The organism is Alkalihalobacillus deserti, assembly GCF_020734105.1.
Classification (GTDB): domain Bacteria; phylum Bacillota; class Bacilli; order Bacillales; family Bacillaceae_D; genus Halalkalibacter; species Halalkalibacter deserti.
This window is the reverse complement of record NZ_JAJAFR010000002.1, coordinates 485910-508249: the sequence shown is the minus strand read 5'-3', so window position 1 is coordinate 508249 and position 22340 is coordinate 485910. Positions and strand designations below refer to the sequence as shown.

Annotated in this window: 20 protein-coding genes and 3 pseudogenes; 3 read left to right on the top strand and 20 right to left on the bottom strand. The window is 38.1% G+C overall.

Annotated features, from left to right (window positions below; translation table 11 throughout):
• Positions 1–30: 30 nt before the first annotated feature.
• The 8 genes from LDX58_RS06100 to LDX58_RS06065 all read right to left on the bottom strand — a co-directional run bounded on the left by LDX58_RS06100 (position 31) and on the right by LDX58_RS06065 (position 5743).
• Positions 31–240 (bottom strand): hypothetical protein, encoded by a 210-nt coding sequence (locus LDX58_RS06100; RefSeq protein WP_227935948.1) that lies wholly within the window; start codon positions 238–240, stop codon positions 31–33.
• A complete protein-coding gene (locus tag LDX58_RS06095; protein WP_227935947.1) occupies positions 237–1661 on the bottom strand; it encodes a sensor histidine kinase in 1425 nt (474 codons plus the stop codon). Before LDX58_RS06095 ends, LDX58_RS06100 begins: the two co-directional genes overlap by 4 nt.
• Positions 1658–2362 (bottom strand): response regulator transcription factor, encoded by a 705-nt coding sequence (locus LDX58_RS06090; protein WP_227935946.1) that lies wholly within the window; start codon positions 2360–2362, stop codon positions 1658–1660. Before LDX58_RS06090 ends, LDX58_RS06095 begins: the two co-directional genes overlap by 4 nt.
• Positions 2363–2598: 236 nt before the next feature.
• The gene (locus LDX58_RS06085; protein WP_227935945.1) at positions 2599–3420 is read right to left on the bottom strand and encodes a cytochrome c oxidase assembly protein; all 822 of its coding nucleotides are present in this window, start codon (positions 3418–3420) and stop codon (positions 2599–2601) included.
• A gap of 48 nt (positions 3421–3468) precedes the next feature.
• Positions 3469–3999 carry a thiol-disulfide oxidoreductase ResA gene (gene resA / locus LDX58_RS06080; protein WP_227935944.1) on the bottom strand — a complete coding sequence of 177 codons (531 nt, stop codon included), beginning with the start codon at positions 3997–3999 and terminating at the stop codon, positions 3469–3471.
• Positions 4000–4021: 22 nt separating this feature from the next.
• Positions 4022–4756 carry an urease accessory protein UreH domain-containing protein gene (locus tag LDX58_RS06075; protein WP_227935943.1) on the bottom strand — a complete coding sequence of 245 codons (735 nt, stop codon included), beginning with the start codon at positions 4754–4756 and terminating at the stop codon, positions 4022–4024.
• A gap of 424 nt (positions 4757–5180) precedes the next feature.
• Positions 5181–5429, bottom strand: a complete 249-nt coding sequence (locus LDX58_RS06070) for a hypothetical protein (RefSeq protein ID WP_227935942.1) — start codon at positions 5427–5429, stop codon at positions 5181–5183.
• Positions 5430–5518: 89 nt separating this feature from the next.
• Positions 5519–5743: an SHOCT domain-containing protein gene (locus LDX58_RS06065; protein WP_227935941.1), complete on the bottom strand. Its 225-nt coding sequence runs from the start codon at positions 5741–5743 to the stop codon at positions 5519–5521.
• 1871 nt (positions 5744–7614) lie between these two features.
• Between LDX58_RS06065 and LDX58_RS26620 the strand changes: the two are divergent.
• A pseudogene (locus LDX58_RS26620) lies at positions 7615–8027 on the top strand (thiolase family protein).
• Positions 8028–8573: 546 nt separating this feature from the next.
• Here LDX58_RS26620 and LDX58_RS06055 read toward each other — a convergent pair.
• From LDX58_RS06055 to LDX58_RS06005, 11 genes and pseudogenes are all read right to left on the bottom strand, one after another.
• Positions 8574–10103, bottom strand: coding sequence for an acyl-CoA carboxylase subunit beta (locus LDX58_RS06055; RefSeq protein WP_227936001.1), 1530 nt, complete (start codon positions 10101–10103; stop codon positions 8574–8576).
• A gap of 47 nt (positions 10104–10150) precedes the next feature.
• A complete protein-coding gene (locus tag LDX58_RS06050) occupies positions 10151–10933 on the bottom strand; it encodes an enoyl-CoA hydratase (protein ID WP_227935940.1) in 783 nt (260 codons plus the stop codon).
• Between the two features lie 36 nt (positions 10934–10969).
• Positions 10970–11881 (bottom strand): hydroxymethylglutaryl-CoA lyase, encoded by a 912-nt coding sequence (locus LDX58_RS06045; protein WP_227935939.1) that lies wholly within the window; start codon positions 11879–11881, stop codon positions 10970–10972.
• 50 nt (positions 11882–11931) lie between these two features.
• Entirely contained in the window at positions 11932–12144 is a 213-nt protein-coding gene (locus LDX58_RS06040; protein WP_227935938.1) for an acetyl-CoA carboxylase biotin carboxyl carrier protein subunit, read from the bottom strand.
• A gap of 28 nt (positions 12145–12172) precedes the next feature.
• Complete coding sequence (locus LDX58_RS06035; RefSeq protein WP_227935937.1) at positions 12173–13525, bottom strand: acetyl-CoA carboxylase biotin carboxylase subunit; 1353 nt, start codon at positions 13523–13525, stop codon at positions 12173–12175.
• 136 nt (positions 13526–13661) lie between these two features.
• Positions 13662–15308: an AMP-binding protein gene (locus LDX58_RS06030; protein WP_227936000.1), complete on the bottom strand. Its 1647-nt coding sequence runs from the start codon at positions 15306–15308 to the stop codon at positions 13662–13664.
• A gap of 55 nt (positions 15309–15363) precedes the next feature.
• The gene (locus LDX58_RS06025) at positions 15364–16536 is read right to left on the bottom strand and encodes an acyl-CoA dehydrogenase (RefSeq protein ID WP_227935936.1); all 1173 of its coding nucleotides are present in this window, start codon (positions 16534–16536) and stop codon (positions 15364–15366) included.
• A 127-nt stretch (positions 16537–16663) separates the two neighbouring features.
• Positions 16664–17092 (bottom strand): annotated as a pseudogene (locus LDX58_RS06020) (ABC transporter ATP-binding protein); the annotation flags it as partial.
• A gap of 494 nt (positions 17093–17586) precedes the next feature.
• Entirely contained in the window at positions 17587–18774 is a 1188-nt protein-coding gene (locus tag LDX58_RS06015) for an acetyl-CoA C-acetyltransferase (RefSeq protein WP_227935935.1), read from the bottom strand.
• Positions 18774–19436 (bottom strand): 3-oxoacid CoA-transferase subunit B, encoded by a 663-nt coding sequence (locus LDX58_RS06010; RefSeq protein ID WP_227935934.1) that lies wholly within the window; start codon positions 19434–19436, stop codon positions 18774–18776. The genes LDX58_RS06015 and LDX58_RS06010 overlap by 1 nt, the downstream gene beginning before the upstream one ends.
• Before the next feature lie 11 nt (positions 19437–19447).
• Positions 19448–20155 carry a CoA transferase subunit A gene (locus LDX58_RS06005; protein ID WP_227935933.1) on the bottom strand — a complete coding sequence of 236 codons (708 nt, stop codon included), beginning with the start codon at positions 20153–20155 and terminating at the stop codon, positions 19448–19450.
• Between the two features lie 156 nt (positions 20156–20311).
• On the opposite strand from LDX58_RS06005, the gene LDX58_RS06000 reads away from it, so the two are divergent.
• The gene (locus LDX58_RS06000; RefSeq protein ID WP_308017467.1) at positions 20312–21205 is read left to right on the top strand and encodes a LysR family transcriptional regulator; all 894 of its coding nucleotides are present in this window, start codon (positions 20312–20314) and stop codon (positions 21203–21205) included.
• 125 nt (positions 21206–21330) lie between these two features.
• Here the strand turns inward: LDX58_RS06000 and LDX58_RS05995 are convergent, their stop codons facing one another.
• On the bottom strand, positions 21331–21441 hold the full coding sequence (locus LDX58_RS05995; RefSeq protein WP_265416570.1) for an SDR family oxidoreductase: 111 nt from the start codon (positions 21439–21441) through the stop codon (positions 21331–21333).
• A gap of 530 nt (positions 21442–21971) precedes the next feature.
• On the opposite strand from LDX58_RS05995, the pseudogene LDX58_RS05990 reads away from it, so the two are divergent.
• Positions 21972–22259 (top strand): annotated as a pseudogene (locus tag LDX58_RS05990) (IS3 family transposase); the annotation flags it as partial.
• Positions 22260–22340: the final 81 nt, after the last annotated feature.

Genomic DNA, 22340 nt, shown 5'->3' with positions numbered 1-22340 from the left:
ATTCGAACAACATTCGTTTGTTAAAGATTTTTAACTATCATCTCTCCCCTTTCTAAAAAACAGAAAATAAATAAGAGAGACCACTACTACAGGCCCCCCTGCCCACAAGCATATTTGAAATAATGTATTAAGATATGGTCGGATCGAATCAGAGTTCCCAAACCAATTTGCCGACATGGTTAAACAGGATAAACCTATTACAACTAAAGCGATCGCCATTACCCACTCTACTGCCTTCACCGCTGTTCTCCCTCTCTTTCGTATGTTTCTGTTGAAGGAAAAGAAACTTTAAATCGTGTACCGCTCCCAACTTCACTCGCAACTTGGATACTCCCATCCTGGAGCTCGATTAAGTTTTTCACAATGGATAACCCTAATCCTGTACCCCCATAATCTCTCGACCGCGATTTTTCAACACGATAAAATCGTTCGAATATATACGGTAGCTCGTCTTTGGGTATTCCCTGACCTGTGTCTTCAATCGTTATTTTAACGTACTCAGATTTCATGGCTGCCACTGTCACTTTTACTGTTCCTTTTTCTGTATACCGGATCGCATTATCTAATAAATTGCTAAAGATTTGTTCCATTCGTAGTCCATCACCATAAACAGATTCTATTCCATCTTCAACTTGAAAAACCAAATCAACCCCTTTTTCTTTAGCTTTTAAATTGACTTTCTGTATAACGTTCTCCAACACTTCCTGTAAATCGATTGCTTCTTTGTGAAGGGACAGTTTCCCCTCTTCTATTTTTGAAAGCTCAAATAAATCTTCAATTAACCGAGTAACTCTTTTCGATTCTTTATGGATGATATCTAAATAGTGAATTCTTTCTTCTTCTGTTTGATATAACCCTTCTTTTAAAATGTTAGCATAGCCTTCTAAATACGTCATGGGTGTCCTTAATTCGTGTGAGATATTCGCGAAGAATTCTTGTCTTGTGTCTCTATATCGTTTTAGATCAACAGCTAAATCATTAATGGCCTGTGCTAAAGAACCTGATTCATCATTTGATGTAATCTTAACCCGTGTCTCTAATTCACCCTTAGCAATTTTGCGAGTCGCTTTTTCCATTTGAACTAAAGGGTCTGATAATTTTCTAGATAAGACCAAAATCATTCCTAATGCTAATAAGAAAGCCCCTGTACCTGACAGGATAAACATTTGTCTTAATTGATAAATAGAACGGTTCATATTTTCTACTGAAGATAGGACATACACGCCGCCAACAAAAGTCTCTCCCATATAAATAGGCTTACCTGAAACTAGAAATTGGTTGCCTGTCGTTGGATCTTTATATTCTCCCTGGCTCGATTCCCCTTCTAATAAGCTTTTACGTTGCTCTTCGGAAATCACATTTCCTGGCACCAACCCAGGAACGCTTGAACTCACAATTATTTGCCCATTCTCATCAACTGTAAATAATTTCACATCAGAAAATTCAGCCATTGTCTCAACCATTGGCACCATCATAATATTTTCAGAATTTGTAATAGCGTTTGCATATCTTGAGGATAACTTATCAATTTCATCTTCCACTTGGTCATAATAAAAACCAGATACGATCTCGTTTATGACAAATCCTAATGGTAACAATACAACCAAAAGCAACGAAATAATCGTTACCCCTAATTTTACTGAAATTCGATTTAATCTCATTGACTGTTAGGCTCCTTAAATTTGTAGCCAACGCCCCAAACTGTTTGGATCGGATTATAGGTAAGACCTGCTTTTCTGACTTTTTCTCGGACATTTTTGACATGAGTATCAACCGTCCTGAAGTCACCGAAATAATCAACGTCCCAAACTTGTTCTAATAATCGTTCACGACTATAGACTCGACCTGGGTGATCAATGAGCGTAAAAAATAAATCAAACTCCTTTGGTGTTAGTTCAATAAATTCATCCATGATTAATATTTCTCTTTTCTCAAGGTCCACTTTGATCCCTTGTTTCACGATTGAGGTTGACTGTTGTTCATTTAGTTTAGTTGTTTCCGTTCTTCTAAGCAGCGCCTGTACACGGGCAACTAACTCCTCTGAAGCAAAAGGTTTAACCAGATAGTCGTCTGCCCCTATATTTAGACCGTGTACTTTATCCTTTATTTCTGTTCGAGCTGTTAACATTAAAATGAGAATGTTTTGGTTTAGCCGAATCTTTTTACAAACTTCCCAGCCATCCATGCCAGGCATCATAACGTCTAATATAATTAAATCATACGAATTGTGTTCGATTTTCGATAGTGCTTCCAAACCATCTTTAGCTTCTGAAACCTCGAAGCCATCTTTGGTCAAATAAACTCGAAGTAAGTTTCTCATATTCCATTCATCGTCAACTACTAATACTTTAAACTTGTCCATTGTTTTATCCCTCTATTATTCGTTCTAATATTAATCTAACTATACAAAACAAATAGATGAAAGTGTGAAAACAAAATACTTTTTTGAGTGTTCTGTATTTGAAACACTCAAATTTTAAAAAGGAAGACGCTTAAGCCTCCCTGTCCTTTACAGTATTTCCTTAGTTTGTCCGTTATTTGGAGGGGTAACAACCATTTAACACAATTAATAAGAAGAAAAAAAGAATATAGCATCACTCACATGCTAATAAATTCAGGTTCATTTGATCGCTCACTTCTCGCCCATTTAAAAAAGATAATTGCAATGGAAGTGATAAATACTCCTTCTTGGATAAGTTTCATGACGATTCCACCAAGCCGCTGATCTTCTATTGGAGTCAAGAAACTGATTAATTGCGGGACATCTGTGTAGGCGCTGTACATGGGTGTAGAACTAAAAATAATTAACGCGCACACCGGTGTAATAAGTGCGCCACTCATAAAAATAAATCCAATCCGACTAAGATCGCGTAACCCATTAATTTCTGGAAGTGGAGATAGCAGTGACCACCACATTAAAACAGCTCCGACTAACAAAATAAAATGAACAAGGTTAAATAAGGTATGAGTAGCCATGACCGCATCGAAAACGAATGGGAAGTGGTAAATAGAAAATAATCCATTAAAAAATAAAATACTAAAGATTGGGTGGGTTAGGAATATAATAACCCTCTTCATAACAGGTTTCCGGACGATTAACTGAAAAACTTCGCTAGGAATTCCTAACATGAGCAGCGGAACAATCACCATAAATAACATAGCTTGTTGAAACATATGGACGCTAAATAAATAATGGTGTCCAATGAGATGAAGAGGACCTCCAATCGTTATAATTGCTAAAAAAAGACCCAAAAGAAAAAAGCTTTTTTGCTTAAATCTAACTGGCTTCACTCTTCCTACTAAGTAATGAAATGAACTAGTCAATAGTAGATAAAGAACGCCAATAATAGTTAGGATTCCAAGTAACGGAAAATCCCAAAGTTCGAGTAAACTATGGTTCTGAGTAACATAATCAATCATTTTCATTCCTGCCTATTCACGTAATTTAATTTGAACTAGATGATAGAGCTAAGGTTTAATACTCTCTAAATAGTCTGCTATATTCTCCTCCGTCATCCCTCCAGTAATGACATCAACGATAACTCCATCCTTATCTATTAGAAAAGTGGTAGGTAAGGGACTAACGTTATAGGCATCAAGTACGTTCCCACCTCTATCAATCACAACCGGAAAAGATAAACTACCTACTCTTTCAACAAACTTCTTAACGCTTAACTCTGATTCATCGACATTTACTGCTACAATCTCAATTCCTTGATCTTTATAAATCTGATATTGACTTTCCATATAGGGCATCTCTTTTTCACAAGGCGGACAATACGTTCCCCAAAAGTTTAAAAACACACCTTTTCCTCTTAAACTCTCCAATTCTATTTTCTCCCCATTTAAATCATTCAGGATGAAATTGGGTGCCTTATCACCGATAGAAAGCATGTTTGAGTTATTAAAAAAAGCATTATAAAATGTAAACCCAATCGCAACAAAAATGATAATGAGGATAATGGTTCGACTAAATAACCGTTTTTGTTTTTTTCCCATGACTTCATTCACCTCTTACTACTTAAAATGACCAATATGTCATTGTATCTAAAACCCCTAAAATTATCATCAAAACCCCTGCAGCCTGTTGGATTACCTTACTTACCTTGCGACTTTTCTTCATCAGAGATCCATTTAAACCAAAATACCAAATTAAAAAGATAGCTAAGATAAATGGGATCGCCGTTCCAATGGCAAAAATACTAGGAAGAACGAATCCATAACTTGTTGATACGGCCATCGGCATAAGTAACATAAAAAAAAGAAGAAACATAGTTGGACAGAATCCTAATGAAAAACTACTTCCTAAAAGGAATGCTCCCCATTTCCTATTACCAACAGGTTGGTCTGTTTTTTTCATGAAATCAATGGTCCATGAAAATTTAATAACCCCCAATAAATAAATGCCAATAAAAACTAAAAGAGGACCAAGTAATTTACGTACCCATGGCAAATAGCCGGTTAACTCTCTCTGAAATTCTGATCCGAGTAACCACACAATAAAACCTAATCCTGAAAATACAAACATTTTCCCTAACAGATAGAAAATGACCTCACCCAAAGGAATATTATTTTGAAAGGATCGATTTCCATAGAGGGTAATGGCACTAATATTCCCCGTAAATTGACAAGGGGCTGCAGCGCCAAGGATTCCCAGTATCAAAGCAGATAAAATCGGAATGTGTTCTGTCCCATAGGACAAGTTGGCTAATGGTTCATACAAAAGTTGACTTATCGAATTAAAAAAATCGTACACCTTGACTCACTTCCCTAGCTATTTCAATCTTGTATGCTAAAGAATAGCACGTAAATGTGTGCTATTTGTGAAGACCATTCTTTTTTATGAGAAGTTTTAACCTTGAATAGATTAAAAGTATCCTACTTCTCCCTAAAGAGTCTTCAACCGCCTTCCGTACATGTCTTTTCGGAACAATTTACAATATCGTTTAATTTCACTAGCAACTGGTTAAGATTTTTTCATATACCACTTTTTTGAATGGTTCTATCCTCTACAGTAGTGATATGATAACTTTTAAAAGTAATTTTAGTCTTGGGCCACACATTTACTATACTAGAAACTGGCATGTTTGCAGTTATAACCATTTTGCTACTCCCTTTCAAAAAGACTTAAACAATAAAGAGGAAGGACCACCTTCCTCTTTTTGTACTCTATAACAACCTTAAAGGTCAGCTTCCTTATCTTCCTCTTCATAAGAAGACATGAACTCACTACAATTTCCCATCATTTCTTGTCCTTCCGGTGAATTCATTGCTTCCATCATGTTCATCATGCCATTCCCATTCATCATATTCATCATGCCACCATTATTTTCATTCGCTTCTGATGTCGGTGAAAAACCCAATGTACCGACAACAAACAATGTAGATAACGCAAATGAAAAGATTAACATTGTTGATTTCTTTTGCATCTTTAACACTCCTTTTTTATAATAATTTCACTAACAAGTATAGACTTCATATTTGTTGAAATTGTGAAGTTCTGAGAGATAGCATTAGATTAATTTAATTTTTTCAAATATGATTGCTTCTGTTCAAATTCTTCCTCAGATAACTCTCCTCGTGCAAAGCGTTCTTTTAAAATTTGCAAAGATTGATCTTGTTCGGGAGAGGGGGTTCTGTATTTATTTAATAGATTTGTAATCAATAACAAAATACCATAGATTATAAAACCAAAAATGACAACTAGAAAAATCATATACATAATCATTCCAAAGTTCATCATATAAAACACCTCCTATTCCCTTCACTATAAAGGATATAATATAAATGTGATGAAACTATGATGTTAAAAAATTGTGTATGAAAACTAGACAAAAACTGATGATTCCTTCGTCGACAAATTCGTCACTTTTCCTTAAAGAGACGTCCTTTCTTTAATCGTTTTCAAAAAAACGCTTTAAATTTTCTAAGCCTTAACAGATACCGAGCTAAAAGCCATCGCTGCCCCGGCAATCATAGGATTTAACAGAATCCCAAATAACGGATAAAGTAAACCAGCAGCAACTGGAATATTGAAGGAACTAACATTTTAGGGGAATTCAAAATGAAATTGGTAAAATTGAACAGTTTGTACACTTAAGTGAATTTAATAGCGTGAAGGAGTTTAACAAGTCGGTGGCTGCTGCATTAGAGGTTCATGGTCATCATTATAAGGGGAACGGGTTTTACCCATTTGACTCGTTTTAGCGGAAGGTAAATCGATGTTGCCAATGCTCCTATTTGTAAACTCGTACAAGCATGCCAACACAAAAAAGGAGGCATCTCCCGTTCTACATTTGAACGAATATTGTGTAGGCAAGATCTTTAGGAATTCTATCAAACTATCGCACGAAAAGGGCCAAAGGTGGATATTCTCACAGCGTCTATGTTTTTCGAGGCTTTGACACAAGTAAGCCCGAAAAATTGAATGAACAAGAAAACCACCAAAAGCCTGACCACTCCTCGGCTGAGCCGCTAAAAAATCAGCCGGAAACTAATTTAATTAAAACTAAAACATTAAATAATAAAAAACTACGTAAAGAAACCGTTAGATACGGTTAATCTCCATGAACTAGATGAAACGTTCTTCCCTACTTATATTCCCACTACATTTGTTAAAGCAGTTAAACCTTTCTTTAATCGCACAGAGTACTAATATGGAACGGTTTATAAGATGTTAGGTAAGTACTCGCTTTAAAAGTCTGATGAAATTAAAAATCCCCAAGCAAAAGGCTTGGGAGTGGGCAAACACAAGAAAAGGATACTTGCACATATCTAACAGCTTCATTCTACACACAACTATTCCAAATAAACTTCTTGAACGAGTTGGGTTGCTTAACCTAACCCGACTATATTCCTCAATATATTCTAAACACACTTAACTTATTGAACCGCCATATACGGACCCGTACGTACGGTGGTGTGAGAGGTCGGGGGTTAATCACCCCCTCCTACTCGATTGATCGATAATGCAATTCAGACTACAATCGATTATCAGACACCCAATGGATTCAAGAAAATGTATCATCAAACAGCAGCAGAGGATTTACTTTATTCGTGTGGAGTTTCAGCCGAGTATGACAATGTTCTGTCATAGAGTTGTAGGCTTATACAGTAGTCTGTATTTAAAACAAATTAATAGGATTATAAATTCAAAAGAAATGAATGAACTTTAGAGGTTTATTGAGAAAATAGCAGATTTAACAGGTTTTGACCTTTCTGATACTGAAGTTAGACTAATTTTGACAATCCCACAACGTTTGGAGTACTTAATGAATAAGGAAGCAAAAGTAAACGGGAAATGACTATGTAATAAATGGTCATCTTTTTGAGAAGTTTTTTTAAAATCCAAGGGAAAGTGAGGATCGCCACAGCTATAACGTAAGGTATTGTATCGTTTTATTGGTTCCAAAATACAAATTATCCCTAAAAATAATCTTGAATGTATAGATATATCAACACTTTTGTTTGTAAGAGACAAAATCCCCACTATAATTAGAGGATAATTTGTGGCTTAGCAACCTAGTTATAATCGGTTAAGTTTATTAAAATGAAAACATAATATTTTTAATTTTTTAACTGTTCGTCATACATCGTACAAGGAGGAATCATTCATTGAAAAAAGAAGAAATTGTATTAATAGATGGAGCTAGAACCGCTTTTACGGAATTCGGAGGATCTTTCCGAGATGTATCTGCGATTGATCTTAGTGTTCATGCAACAAAAGAAGCCTTAACTCGTTCAGGAGTTGAGGCAGGAGAAATTGACAATGTCGTCATTGGGAATTCATTCAATCTAGTTCAGATGCAATCTACATGGGGCGTCATGTAGGATTGAAATCGGGTATTTCTGAACATGTTCCTGGGTTAACAGTTAATCGTCTTTGTGGATCAGGGTTGCAGGCAATCGTAAATGCTGCTCAATCTATTATGGTTGGTGATTCAAAGTTGGCAGTAGCAGGTGGTACAGAAAATATGAGCCAGGTCCCCCATTTGAATGCTGAAATAGCTTCCTGCAAGTTCTCATGAACGTGTGTAGACACTCCACTTTTCTTAAGTGCAAGTTCAACACGTTTAGACAGCAATAATATCACCTTTATTTAAGCCATTTTCTTTTAATCCACTCGCAATTCGTGAAATTTCTTCGTCCAGTTGATATATATGATGTAACAGTCCCGTCTTCACTTTCCCAAATCAATGCCTCTTGTGATGCTGTATGGCTATTTTGGGCCCATTTCTCCACTGAGTTGTAAGTAGCATTTAACTCACCGCCAACATACCAAGATGGCCACTGGATTCCTTTTGATAAATCGTTTTCTCATAATCTTTATACCAATGGATTCTCTGCGTCCCCAAAACCACGCGACGTCTGTTGAAGCCTTCATAAAGCTCTCATAATGATCAAAGCCAAGCTTCTTCATCCATTGGACTCGGGTACCATACAGCTTTATTTGACATTCTCTGATTCCTCCCTCGCTAGTAACAAATCTAATTTGACGATCTCCTAAGCAGAATTGCTCTTAATGAAAAGTATGTAGCCAGCAATAATTGCTGGCTCATACTTGATTTAGAATTTTAAACTGGGTAGACTGGATGCTTGCGTTCAGAGAATACTACATATTTAGACATATAAGCTGGGATACGTTTTGAGAGTTCAGCTCGCAATGAATTACCCGGTACGATTCCATCGATAACCATCTCAGATACCAAACGATAAATATCGATGTTTTCCTTATATTCTTCACGTTTTTCTTCAATAAACGCGGCTCTTTCTTCTTCAGGGAGTTCAGCTATTTTTTTAGCGTAAACGGCATTAACAGCGGCCTCTGGTCCCATTACAGCTATTTGCGCACTAGGTAATGCTAAGCAGCAATCCGGTTCAAATGCTGGACCAGCCATGGCATAAAGACCTGCTCCATAGGCTTTACGGACAATAATTGAAATCTTTGGAACACTTGCCTCAGCCATGGCAGAGATCATTTTCGCTCCATGTCGAATGATTCCAGCTCGCTCAACTTTAGAACCAATCATAAAGCCTGGAATATCAGCTAAGAATACTAGAGGAATATGGTATGCGTCGCATAATGAAATAAATTTCGCCGCTTTATCAGCTGAATCATGAAATAATACCCCGCCTTTCATTCTTGGCTGATTTGCTATAATACCAATTGTTTGACCATTGAGTCTGGCGAAACCTGTAATCAATTCAGGGGCGAATAGTTTTTTAATCTCAAAAAATGAATCTTCATCTATTACACGCTCAATTAAATCATGCATATTAAAAGGGGCATTTTGATTTTCTGGGATAACTTCTTCAATAGATTTTTCTAACGTTTTAGGCTCGATTGCTTCTTGAACCGGGGTCTTCCCTTTATAATTAGCAGGGAAGTAAGTCAAATAATTCCGCGCTAGTTCTATAGCCTCTTGTTCTGTTTTAGCGAGAATATCACCACACCCTGAGACGGAGCAATGCATACGAGCACCACCCATTTCTTCTAATGTTACTTTCTCACCAATTACCATTTCAGCCATCCTTGGAGAACCGAGATACATAGATGCGTTTCCATCAACCATAATAACCGTATCACAAAAAGCAGGTATATAAGCTCCGCCAGCAGCAGATGGTCCAAATAACAAACATACTTGTGGAATTCTTCCTGAAAGCTTTACTTGGTTATAAAAGATACGTCCCGCTCCACGTCTTCCAGGAAACATTTCCACTTGATCTGTAATTCTTGCTCCTGCTGAATCTACTAAATAAAGCATAGGTACATTTAATTTTTCAGCGGTTTCTTGAATGCGGATAATTTTTTCAACCGTACGCGCTCCCCATGACCCAGCTTTAATAGTCGAATCATTCGCCATCACACAAACAGTTTGACCATTAATTTTACCAACTCCTGTCACAACGCCATCTGCAGGAAGATTCTCTGCCATACAGTTAGCCAACATTCCATCCTCAAATTCCATACCTTCATCAAATAAAAGTTCTAATCGTTCTCGGACAAATAGCTTTCCTTTTTCAGCATTGCTTGCGTGATATTTGGGTGCCCCCCCTTTTTCGATCTGTTCTATTTTATCTTTCAATTCATTTCCTGACGGCATCGCTTTTGCCTCCTTCTGTTGATGATTTATATCCGTTGTCATATGTATCACTCCCCCTTATATAACGGTAAACGTTTTTCTTTAAACGCTTGTAACCCTTCCCTACGGTCTTTAGTGGGTATCGTTATTTCGTATGCATTTTGTTCAATCGCTAGACCCGTATTTAAATCAACTTCTATTCCCTTATCAATGGCGATTTTTGATTGCCTTAACGCAACTGGGCCATTCTTGGAAATCAGCTTAGCTATTTCATTCGACTTTTCGATCACTTCTTCTGTTGGAACAGCATATTCTACTAAACCAATCTTTTCAGCTTCATATGCATCAATACGCTTAGCCGTAAAAATCATTTCTTTCGCTCTACCTTTGCCAATTAATCTAGGCAAACGTTGTGTTCCACCTGCTCCTGGAATGATGGCAAGTGATGTTTCTGTTAGACCTAACTTACTTCTTTCCGCTGCAACGCGAATGTCACAAGCTAATGCAAGCTCAAGGCCACCTCCTAAAGCACTTCCATTTAAAGCGCAAATTACAGGCTGAGGTAAGGATTCTACATCATTGATATTCGAGCGAATTAAAGAGACCGTCTTACGTACTTGATCAAGATCCATCTCGCTTCGTTCCTTTAGATCTGCTCCCGCACAAAAGACCTTCTCTCCTGCAGCAGTAATGATGACACATCGCACAGACGGATCAAACTTTATTTCGTGAAGGACTTCATGTAATTCATACAGCATTTGTAAGGATAACGCATTAGCTGCTTCTGGACGATTTAACGTCACTGTAGCAATTCCTTCCTCACTTTTTGAATAAAGAACTTGATTGGTCAAGTAACCAACCTCCTCACAAAGGAATTTAAGAGAATACTATGTTGAGCAGCTTTTTGCTGCTAAGGTTTGCAAGTTATGACTAGTAAGAGGTCGCCCAATCTTTTCTTCAATAAACTTGGCAGCTAAGAGGATCCTATCCTGATTAACTCCTGTTTGAATGCCCATACCATCAAGCATATACAGTAAATCATCTGTTGCTAGATTCCCTGATGCCCCTGGCGCATATGGGCATCCTCCTAACCCACCGATTGAGCTATCAAAAGTCGATATCCCCATATCAAGTGACGCCACTACATTAGCCAATGCTGTTCCTCTCGTATCATGAAAGTGCATCGCTAATTTATTGGCTGGAAACCTCTTGAGCAATACTGTTAAAACAGCTTGAACTTGAATGGGGTTGGCCACTCCAATCGTATCTCCGAGTGATAATTCATCAATACCCATTTCAAAAAGGGTTTCTGCTATTCTCACAACATTCTTAACATCAACAACCTTTTCATACGGACAACCAAACACAGTTGAAATATATCCTCTCGTTGTTTTTCCAGACTTTATTGCTTCTTCAATCACATTCCTTAAAACAGGAAGCGTTTCTTCAATGGTCTTATTAATATTCTTTTTGTTGTGTGTTTCACTTGCAGACATGAAGACTGATACTTCATCAACCTTCGCTTCGAGCGCTCGCACTAACCCTTTTTGGTTAGGTACTAATGCAGAGTAGGTCACACCGTCATTACGATTTATTCCGTTTGCCACTTCTAAAGCATCTGATAACACTGGAATCCATTTAGGATTTACAAAGGAACTAATTTCAATATAATTTAGTCCAGTTTTCGATAATTGATTGATCCAACTAATTTTATCTTCTGTCGAGATAAAACATTGCTCATTTTGGAGACCATCACGTGGACCCACTTCCTTTATGGTTGCTTGAATCGGAAAATTCATCTGACATCCCTCCTGCCTTTTTAGAATCTATCACCGTATAGAGGCGTTCTCTATTCTAATTCAAGGAGCACTTCCCCTTCATCTACAAAGTCACCTTCTTGTTTCTTTAATTCCGTCACCGTTCCGCTTGTTTCAGCTACTATCGGAATCTCCATTTTCATTGATTCTAAGATGACCACTTCTTGACCTTCCTCCACTCGATCTCCTTCTTTTACGAGCACTTTCCATAAATTACCTGCCATATTTGTAATAACTTGACCCATTTTAAAACTCCTCCTCTATTCTTTATAGTTATTTCACTGATTTCTTTTGTAAGTAATTGGCTACGAAACTTGTAGTTGCTTCTCCTTTTTTAAATACTTCATGACCGATTACTTCTTTTAGCATAGGAATATTCGTTTTAATTCCTTCAATTTTATATTCATTTAATGCCAATAACATATATTCAATTGCTTCTTCACGGTCTTGCCCGGTAACAATTAATTTTGAAATCATTGGATCATAGTATGGTGTAACAACTGAGCCACCGCTCACTGCACATTCATTCCTAACAAAAGGCTTCTCTGATAATTGAAAAGCTGTAATTTTTCCAGGTGATGGAAAGAATGTTTTTGGATCTTCTGCGTAGATACGTACTTCAATTGCATGACCTTCTCGTTTTACCTCTTTTTGAGTGAGTTGCAAGCTTTCTCCAGCAGCAATCTTAAGTTGTTCTTCCACCAAATCAATTCCTGTAATTTCTTCTGTTACCGGATGTTCTACTTGTAATCTAGTGTTCATTTCTAGAAAATAAAAATTCTTTTGTTCATCAACAAGAAATTCAATTGTACCTGCATTAGAATACTCTAATGACTTAGCAGCTTTTACTGCTGCTTCACCCATTTTGGTCCGAGTCTCTTCATCTAAAAATGAAGAAGGTGCTTCTTCGACCACTTTTTGATGACGTCGTTGAACAGAGCAATCTCGCTCCCATAAATAAATGGTATTACCATAATTGTCAGCTAATAGTTGAATTTCAATATGCCGAGGATTTTCTACGTACTTCTCTATATACATAGCTCCATCACCAAAGAAATCGGTAGCCCGTCTTTGATTGCCTTCGTAGGCTTTCCGTAGTTCCTCTTCGTCGTTCACAATTTGCATCCCTATTCCACCACCACCAGCTGAAGCCTTTAACATAACAGGAAATTTTATCTCTTTAGTCACTTCAACTGCTTCTTCCACATCAGTTAGCGACCTGGAAATCCCTGGAACAATCGGTACGCCCGCTTCCGCCATTGCTTTCCTAGATTCAATCTTACTTCCCATTCGAGCTATCACCTCAGGTTTAGGCCCGATAAACGTGATTCCAACTTCTTCACACCGAGTTGCAAAAGTTGTGTTTTCTGATAATAATCCATAACCTGGATGAATAGCATCTACTCCCGTTTCTTGAGCAACTTTTAAGATTTTATCAATGTTTAGATAACTCTCATTTACACGAGGCTTTCCAACTAAGTACGATTCACTTGCCATTTTTACATGTTGCGATTCAGCATCAGCTTCTGAATAAATAGCAACAGTTGAAATACCCATTTTTTCACATGTACGAATGATACGAGCGGCAATTTCACCCCGGTTAGCAATTAGAACTTTTTTAAACAACAACCTCACCTCTTTAAATTTTTATTTATTTCTAAGACTAAGAATGAAAGATGTTATATAGAAAGTTGCTAGAAATAAGTTCCAAGGGTTTAGGAAACCCTTGGTTTTTTTAACTTTGATTGCGCCTACATTCACTTTAAGACTGAGATGTTTTTGACAAGTCAAATTGCTGAATAGCTACTTCTTTTAACTTGAATTTCTGGATTTTTCCCGAGGCAGTCATCGGATACGCATGGACGAACTCAATATAGCGCGGAATTTTAAATCGGGAAATTTTTCCGTTGCAATAATTGTAGATTTCTTTAGCAGTTGCCGTTTCTCCTTCTTTTAATATGATCCAAGCTGAAATTTCTTCACCATACTTCTCATCTGGCACTCCCACAACCTGAACATCTAGCACTTTAGGATGTTGATACAAGAACTCCTCAATTTCTCTCGGATAAACATTTTCCCCACCACGAATAATCATATCTTTTAAACGACCTGTAATTCTGCAATATCCGTTTTCATCCATAACAGCAAGGTCACCTGTATGTAGCCAACCATCTTGTGTTAAAATGGAAGCAGTGGCTTCTGGATTTTTATAGTATCCTTTCATAACATGATAGCCTCTTGTACATAATTCACCTTGAGTGCCTCTTGGGACTTCATCATTTGTTCCTGGTTCAACAATTTTAGCTTCTACATTTGGTAATGCACGTCCTACGGTTTCAACTCTTATTTCAAGTGGATCATCCACTCTAGTTTGTGTAATAACTGGGGATGATTCGGTTTGTCCATATGCTATTGTAATCTCACTAGCTCCCATACGTTGAACAACTGCTTTCATCACCTCAATCGGGCAATTCGAACCCGCCATGATTCCTGTTCTTAAAGAGGATAAGTCATACTGATCAAACTCCGGATCATTCAGTTCTGCAATAAACATCGTTGGTACACCATGTAACGCAGTACATTTCTCATTTTGAACTGCTTTTAGAACTTCTTGTGAATCAAATTCTTGTACAGGAACAATCGTTGCACCAACTGTTACGCATGCCATCGTACCTAGAACACATCCAAAACAATGGAAGAACGGCACTGGAATACACAAGCGGTCTACTGAGGTTAAGTTCATACACTCTGCAATATTGACACCGTTATTCGTCAAGTTTTTATGCGTAAGCATAACACCTTTTGGGAAACCTGTTGTACCTGAAGTATATTGCATATTAATGACATCATCTGGTTCTAGACTGTTCATTCGCACTTGAAGCTCTTCATCATTTAAAGATTCAGCCATTTTTAAAAGATCTGACCAAATGAACATTCCCGGATGTCTTTCTTCCCCAAGAAAAATAATATTTTTCAAGTATGGAAGCTTCTTAGATTGCAATTGTCCTGGCTCGCAGGACTTTAATTCCGGTACAACCTCGTAAAGCATATCAATATAAGATGCATCACGGAATGAATCCATTAAAATTAAAGTTGTAGCATCTGACTGTTTTAACAAATACTCTAATTCAGATGTTCGGTAATTTGTATTTACCGTTACTAATACCGCTCCCATTTTCCCAGTCGCAAATTGAGTTGTTAACCATTCCGGACGATTTGTTGACCATATCGCTACATGTTCACCACGGTCAATGCCAAGTCTCATAAATCCTTTCGCAACGGTTTTACAAAGATCATCAAATTGTTGGTACGTATAACGTAACCCTCGATCTGGATAAACGACTGCCTCATGGTCAGGTTGTTGCTTAGCTACCTGCTCCAATAAGTTACCAACTGTAATATTTAACATTTCAGCCAATCAAGATTCCTCCTTTATAGAAGTATTTAAAAGCAACTAAATGAGTTTAACCCTTGACCTTTACTTTGTTTCTTTCTACACATCCTAGCTGACGGGCAATAACTAATCTTTGGATTTCAGACGTCCCTTCACCAATTTCCATTAGCTTCGCATCACGTAACATTCGTTCAACACCATATTCTTTCATATAGCCATATCCACCATGAATTTGAATCGATTGGTTACAAACTCGCGTAGCCATTTCAGATGCAAAAAGTTTTGCGTACGCACCTTCTTTCGTGAAATTCTTACCTTGGTCTTTTAACCATGCTGCTTTCAATACCATATTACGAGCTAACTCGATTTCCATCGCCATATCTGCTAACTTAAATTGGATTGCCTGAAAATTTGAGATAGGCTGACCAAATTGCTTACGCTCCTTTGAGTACTTAAGTGCTGCATCAAAAGCTCCCTGAGCGATACCTACTGCTAATGCTGCAATAGAAATTCTACCTCCGTCTAGTGTATATAAAAATTGCTTAAATCCCTTTTGAGGATCGCCTAATAGATTTTCCCTCGGTACTCGAACATTTTCTAAAACAAGTTCCGATGTATTAGAACCACGAACGCCCATTTTGTCATAATTACTTGTAATCGTAAATCCAGGTGTTCCAGTTGGAACGATTAATGCGGAAATGATATTTTTTCCTTTTTCATCCTTCCCAGTGACGGCGGTTACAATTACAGTCTTAGCAAAGCCCGCATTGGTAATCCAACATTTTTCCCCGTTGATTACATATTCATCACCATCTAGAAAGGCTTTCGTTTGCGTTCCACCAGCATCGGATCCGGCATTTGGTTCTGTTAAACCAAACGAACCTAAAGCCTCACCAGATGCTAGTGGAACTAGATATTTTTGCTTCTGTTCCTCTGAACCAAAGTAATAGAGTGGGCTTGCTCCTAAAGAGACTGCAGCTGCATAACTTAAACCTGTGCTTCCACATGCTCTCCCAATTTCTTCAACTGCTAATGCATAAGAGATTGTGTCACCACCTGAACCACCATACTCCTCAGAAAAAGGAATTCCTAAAAGACCTAATTGCCCCATCTTTTTAAATGTTTCAATCGGAAATTCAGCTGTTTTATCTACATGTTCTGCATTTGGTGCTACTTCATTTTGAGCAAAGTCCCTTACCATTTCTCTGATCATCGTTTGTTCCTTCGTTAGTTCAAAATTCATAAAAACAGCCCCTTAAACAAATTGTTATAATAGTAATCACTGTTATTCCTAACTAAACTGAGCGGTTGTTCAGAAGCTAGGGATAAGTATTTATACAAAGATTAGTAGTTTATTTAAATAAACTTACTTACATCCAGCGTTTTTTGCGTTTATACGATTTAATATTTCGATAATTCTTTTCTCCCTTATTACTCATTCCTAGATAGAATTCTCTTACATTCTCATTGGATAAAAGTGATTCTACAGGCCCCTCCATTACTATGCGACCATTTTCCATAATATAGCCAAAATCTGCAATCGAAAGTGCTACATTAGCATTCTGCTCTACCACTAGGATAGAAGTTCCTTCCTCTTTATTAATCTCTTTAACATTTTGAAAAATTTCTTTTACAAGTAGTGGAGCAATACCTAAAGAAGGCTCATCAAGTAATAGTAGCTTTGGTTTCGCCATAATGCCTCGGCCGATTGCTAGCATTTGCTGTTCCCCACCTGATAAAAGTCCTGCCGTTCTACTTCTTAATGCCTTTAATTTCGGAAAATAGTGATAGACTCTTTCTTTTTGCACTTAACGAAAAAGACAAACACCTAACTATAAAAAGGAAGAATTATTCATTTAGTAGACTGATAAACCTTTTGTTCTTCTTTTGACTAAGCGAGAGAATAAGAATAATGATTGGCAGGCTGTGAGAATCATTATTATTTAATGAATGAGAAGAAGAGTGGTGTGATCGATAGAAAAAAAAGGGAATTTATTGAAATAATAATCTTTCTCGATAGATATTCTACCACTTAATATATGACAAAACGTGGTTGCTATGACCATTAATGTTGATTTAGCTAATCTTTTATTTACATACCAGTTACAATTACAATTACAATTACATTCTATGTCATTTTTAATATCCCTTTATTTTTTCCTGTTGTAGCCACCGTGATAATTAATTTTTCCATAATAATCCTACCTTTTATTATTTTCAAGTCATATATTATGTCTTCTCTTAACATATTAACTTCCTCATTTTGAGGACAGTTTATCCCTGACTGCTCAGCTTATACTTTTTCGACAATCGTTGCCACACCTTGCCCACCGCCAATACAAAGTGTCGCCAGTCCTAACTGGCTATTGCCCCGCTGCATTTCATGCAACAGTGTTACGAGCACACGCGCCCCGCTGGCTCCGATTGGATGTCCAAGGGCGATGGCGCCACCGTTAACATTTAGTTTCTGCTTATCTAAACCTAAGTCTTTTTGCACGGCAAGTGCTTGAGCAGCAAAGGCTTCATTCGCTTCAATTAAATCAATATCTTCTATTAAGATACCTGCTTTCTCTAACGCTCGTTTTGTAGCTGGAACAGGGCCAATTCCCATGATGCTTGGGTCGACGCCGCTACTTGCATTGCTGCGAATACGAGCAAATGGTTTGATTCCAAGAGAATTCGCTTTCGTCTCACTCATGACGATCATTGCCGCAGCACCATCATTTAGCCCAGAAGCATTGCCAGCCGTTACGCTTCCAGCATTACGCTTAAAAGCTGGACGGAGCTTAGCAAGTCCTTCGACCGTTGTATTAGCACGAATATGCTCATCTTCTGCTATTATGAGCGGTTCACCTTTTCGTTGCGGTATGGCAACAGGCACAATCTCTTCTTGAAAACGTCCTTGTGCTTGAGCTTCTCCTGCTTTTTGATGGCTTTCAACAGCAAAAGCATCTAATTCTTCACGAGATAATTCATATTTTTCCACTATATTTTCAGCTGTTGTACCCATATGAATGTCATGAATTCCACAAGTCAATCCGTCATGAACCAGGCTATCAACAAGCTTGTGATCCCCCATCCGCATTCCTTGTCTTGCTGTCATACTCAAATACGGTGCCTGACTCATGCTCTCCATTCCACCGGCTAAGACCACTTCCGCTTCTCCTGCTAAAATCGCCTGTGCGGCTAGGTGAATTGCTTTTAAACCAGAACCACATACCTTGTTAATCGTCATTGCTGGCACCGATTTAGGAATACCAGCCTTGATCGCAGCCAGTCTAGCAGGGTTTTGGCCGAGGCCTGCCTGTAGGACATTGCCCATAATGACTTCATCAATCTCCTCAACGGGAAGATTGGCGCGAGTAATTGTTTCCTTTAGCACAATTGAACCAAGTTCAACGGCCGACATATCCTTTAATGAACCAAGAAAGGTCCCAATCGGGGTCCGTACAGGTTGAATGAGAACGATATTTTCGGCCATTATCTTGTCACTCCTTCATTAAGCAAGTGATCGGCTACTGTAAAAGAGGCTTCTGTGCAGGCACGGATATCGTCGATCGTTTCCTCTCCGATGATTTCTATGAGGACCATCCCCTTTTTTGTAAAATCAAATACCGCGCGGTCGGTAATGAGGCGATTGACTACTTGCATTCCGGTAAGAGGTAATGTACATTCTTTTCGCACTTTTGTTTCACCGTGCTTATTGACGTGATCCATAATAATAACGACTTTTCTGGCTCCTTGCACCAAGTCCATCGCGCCCCCCATGCCTTTGACCATTTTTCCAGGAATCATCCAATTTGCTAAATCTCCATGTTCGGACACTTCCATTCCGCCGAGAATGGCGAGGTCAATATGTCCACCGCGGATCATCGCAAACGACTCCGCATTGTCAAAGAATGATGCACCTGGACGAGCGGTAACCGTCTCTTTTCCGGCATTAATTAAATCTGGATCTTCCTCTCCTTCATACGGATAAGGTCCAATACCAAGCAAGCCATTTTCTGAATGAAGGAAAACATTTATCGTATCTGGTATTTCATTCGCTAACAAAGTCGGCATGCCAATCCCTAAGTTTACGTTCATGCCATCCTCAATTTCCTTGGCAGCTCGTTTAATAATTCGTTGACGAGAAGTTAACATTGTAATTCCTCCTAGTTTGGCTGCTTCTCACGCAGCGTTCTTTTTTCGATTCGTTTTTCATATGAGGCCTCTTCAACAATATGCTGAACATAAATGCTTGGCGTGTGAATAAAATCAGGATCTAAATCGCTAACACTTACAAGTTCTTCTACTTCAGCAATCGTGACTTTCCCAGCAGCTGCGGCTAATGGATTAAAATTCCGTGCTGTTTTTCGATAGATTAAGTTTCCGTATAGGTCACCTTTCCAAGCCTTAACAAAGGACACGTCTCCTTTAATTGCTTTTTCTAAGACATACATCTTTCCATCAAACTCTTTTGTCTCTTTTCCTTCAGCAATTTTCGTACCTACGCCAGTGGGGGTATAGAATCCTGGAATACCCGCCCCTCCGGCACGAATTCGCTCTGCTAATGTTCCCTGAGGTACAAGTTCTACTTCAAGCTCACCATTCAAATACTGTTTCTCAAACAATTTATTTTCACCAACATAAGAGGCAAGAATTTTCTTAATTTGACGGTTTTCCAGCAACAACCCTAAGCCCCAATCATCGACACCACAGTTGTTACTGACAATCGTTAAATCTTTAACGCCTCTCGCTGCTAGAGCTAAAATCGCTTTCTCTGGTATTCCACAAAGACCAAATCCTCCTACAATTAGCGTATCTCCATCCTTGACGATATTAATTATTTCTTCCAGCGAATTTGCACGTTTCGTACTCATACTTCACACTCCTTCATCGGCTTCATCTGAAAACGTATACATGAAAACGTTTTCTTTAAATCCACTTTACTAAATACACCATCATTAGTAAAATGAATAAATGTTATAACTTTATTCCAAGAAGGAATAAATATCAATTAGTAAAATGGGGTGTGAATTATCGATATTAAGCACATTCGTTGTTTTTTAGAAGTTTGTAAAGAACTAAGCTTTTCACGTGCGAGCTCAAATCTTCATCTATCCCAACCTGCACTGAGCAAGATTATTCAAGCGATGGAGGACGAGCTCGGGATTCCATTATTTAACCGTTCAACACGTCACTTGCACATTACCGATGAAGGCAAGGCGATCATACCTTACGCTAAAAGACTTTTGCGCCAGATGGAAGACCTTCTCCAAGTAGCATCAGAACAACAGCATTCGCATTCAGGCAATATCCGCTTCGGGTTACCTCCTGTGATTGGGTCTAGTTTTTTTCCTAGTATCATTACTGCCTTTAAAAAGCAGTATCCACGTATAAAGCTGACCATTGTTGAAGAAGGATCGCGGATTGTCGAGCAAACACTGCTTGATGGCCAGATTGATCTCGGGATTACCATCCTTCCTCTCGATACAGAACAATTCGATGTCATCCCGATCATTGAACGGAAATTAAAGCTCGTCTTACCAATTAACCATCCTCTTGCCAATAATGCGACCGTTTCTTTAAAACAATTGCAGGGTGAAGAATTTCTCATGTTCAGTCAAGGCTTTTCCCTTTATGATCGGGTTAGAGACGCCTGTATCAAGGCTGGATTTGAACCAATCATCATTCTGGAAAGCAGCCAATGGGATTTCATGATGGAGATGGTTGCATCCGGTAATGGAATTTGCATCCTTCCTGAAACCATTTGTGAGCATGCTGATCTCACAAGGTGTGCTGTTGTTCACGTAACAGACCCTGAAATTGAATGGAATCTAGCAATTATACGCCGAAAAAATAGCTATGTGTCTTCGGCCATGCTCACATGGATTGACTTTATTACTTGCTCCTTTCAAGAGCATTCCTAAACTCCTGTATCATAAAAAAAGTGATGCCTCACCTGTCATGTAGACTGTTGAGATATCACCTTATCACTCAGGAACGAGCTAATTTGTTCTAGATTGTTCATCTATTTATTAATAATAACTACTGTTTATATACCACCTGTAACACCGATTCCTTCACCAGTGATTGCTGCTGCACCGTTTGAAGCTAAGAAAACGGTTGTTGCGCCAATTTCTGAAGGCTCAAGTAAACGTTTCATCCATCGTTTACCCAAAATGTGATGATTAAGAGCTTCTTCTACTGTTGTTCTATCCTGTTCTGCTAGTTTTGGTTATTGTTGTTCTATTAATTCTGTACGTACTGGACCAGGCATAATGTATGACAAGTAATTCCATATTGTGCTGTTTCTAATGCTATTACTTGAGTGAAACCTACTTGGCCAAATTTAGCTGCGACATAAGCCATTAATAAGCATCAGGAATTCTACCATGGGCTAATGAATTATTGATAATTCGTAGAAGTATCACCTTATTGAGAAGACAATCAGAAAACATCAATTAGAGGGTAAAGTATCCCACCTATGTAAATTAGCTAAAGTAAGTAGAAGTGGATATTACGCCTGGTTACAGGCGTCAAAAATCCGTTTAAATCGCGAAAAATCGGATGAATTAGAGGTTGAACTTATAAAATCCATTACAAAAAGAAAGAAAAGTAGGCGCTCTACCAATCAAAATGATTTTAGAAAAATTTATAGTAGCTACAAGTCTCTTTCATTCAGAGGCAATTCTTCTTTCTGATCAAGGATTTCATTATACACATCCAATGTTTCAAGAGAAGGTGAAAAAATTAAGAATACGCCAATCTATGTCTAGGAAGGAAAATTGTTGGGATAACTCGCCAATGGAATCGTTCTTTGGTCATTTCAAAGATATCGTCAACTACAAAGACTGCAAAAGCCTTATACAAATAAAACATGAAGTAAGTGAGTACATTGAGGAATATAACAACTATCGTTACCAATGGGGATTAAAGAAAATGACCCCGGCCCAATACCTAGGTCATTTACTAGCTGTGTAGGTCCCTTTTTCTGTCCATTTTATGGGGTACAGTTTAAGGAGTATAATTACTACCTTTTTTATTAAATGGCTAAAAAAGGTA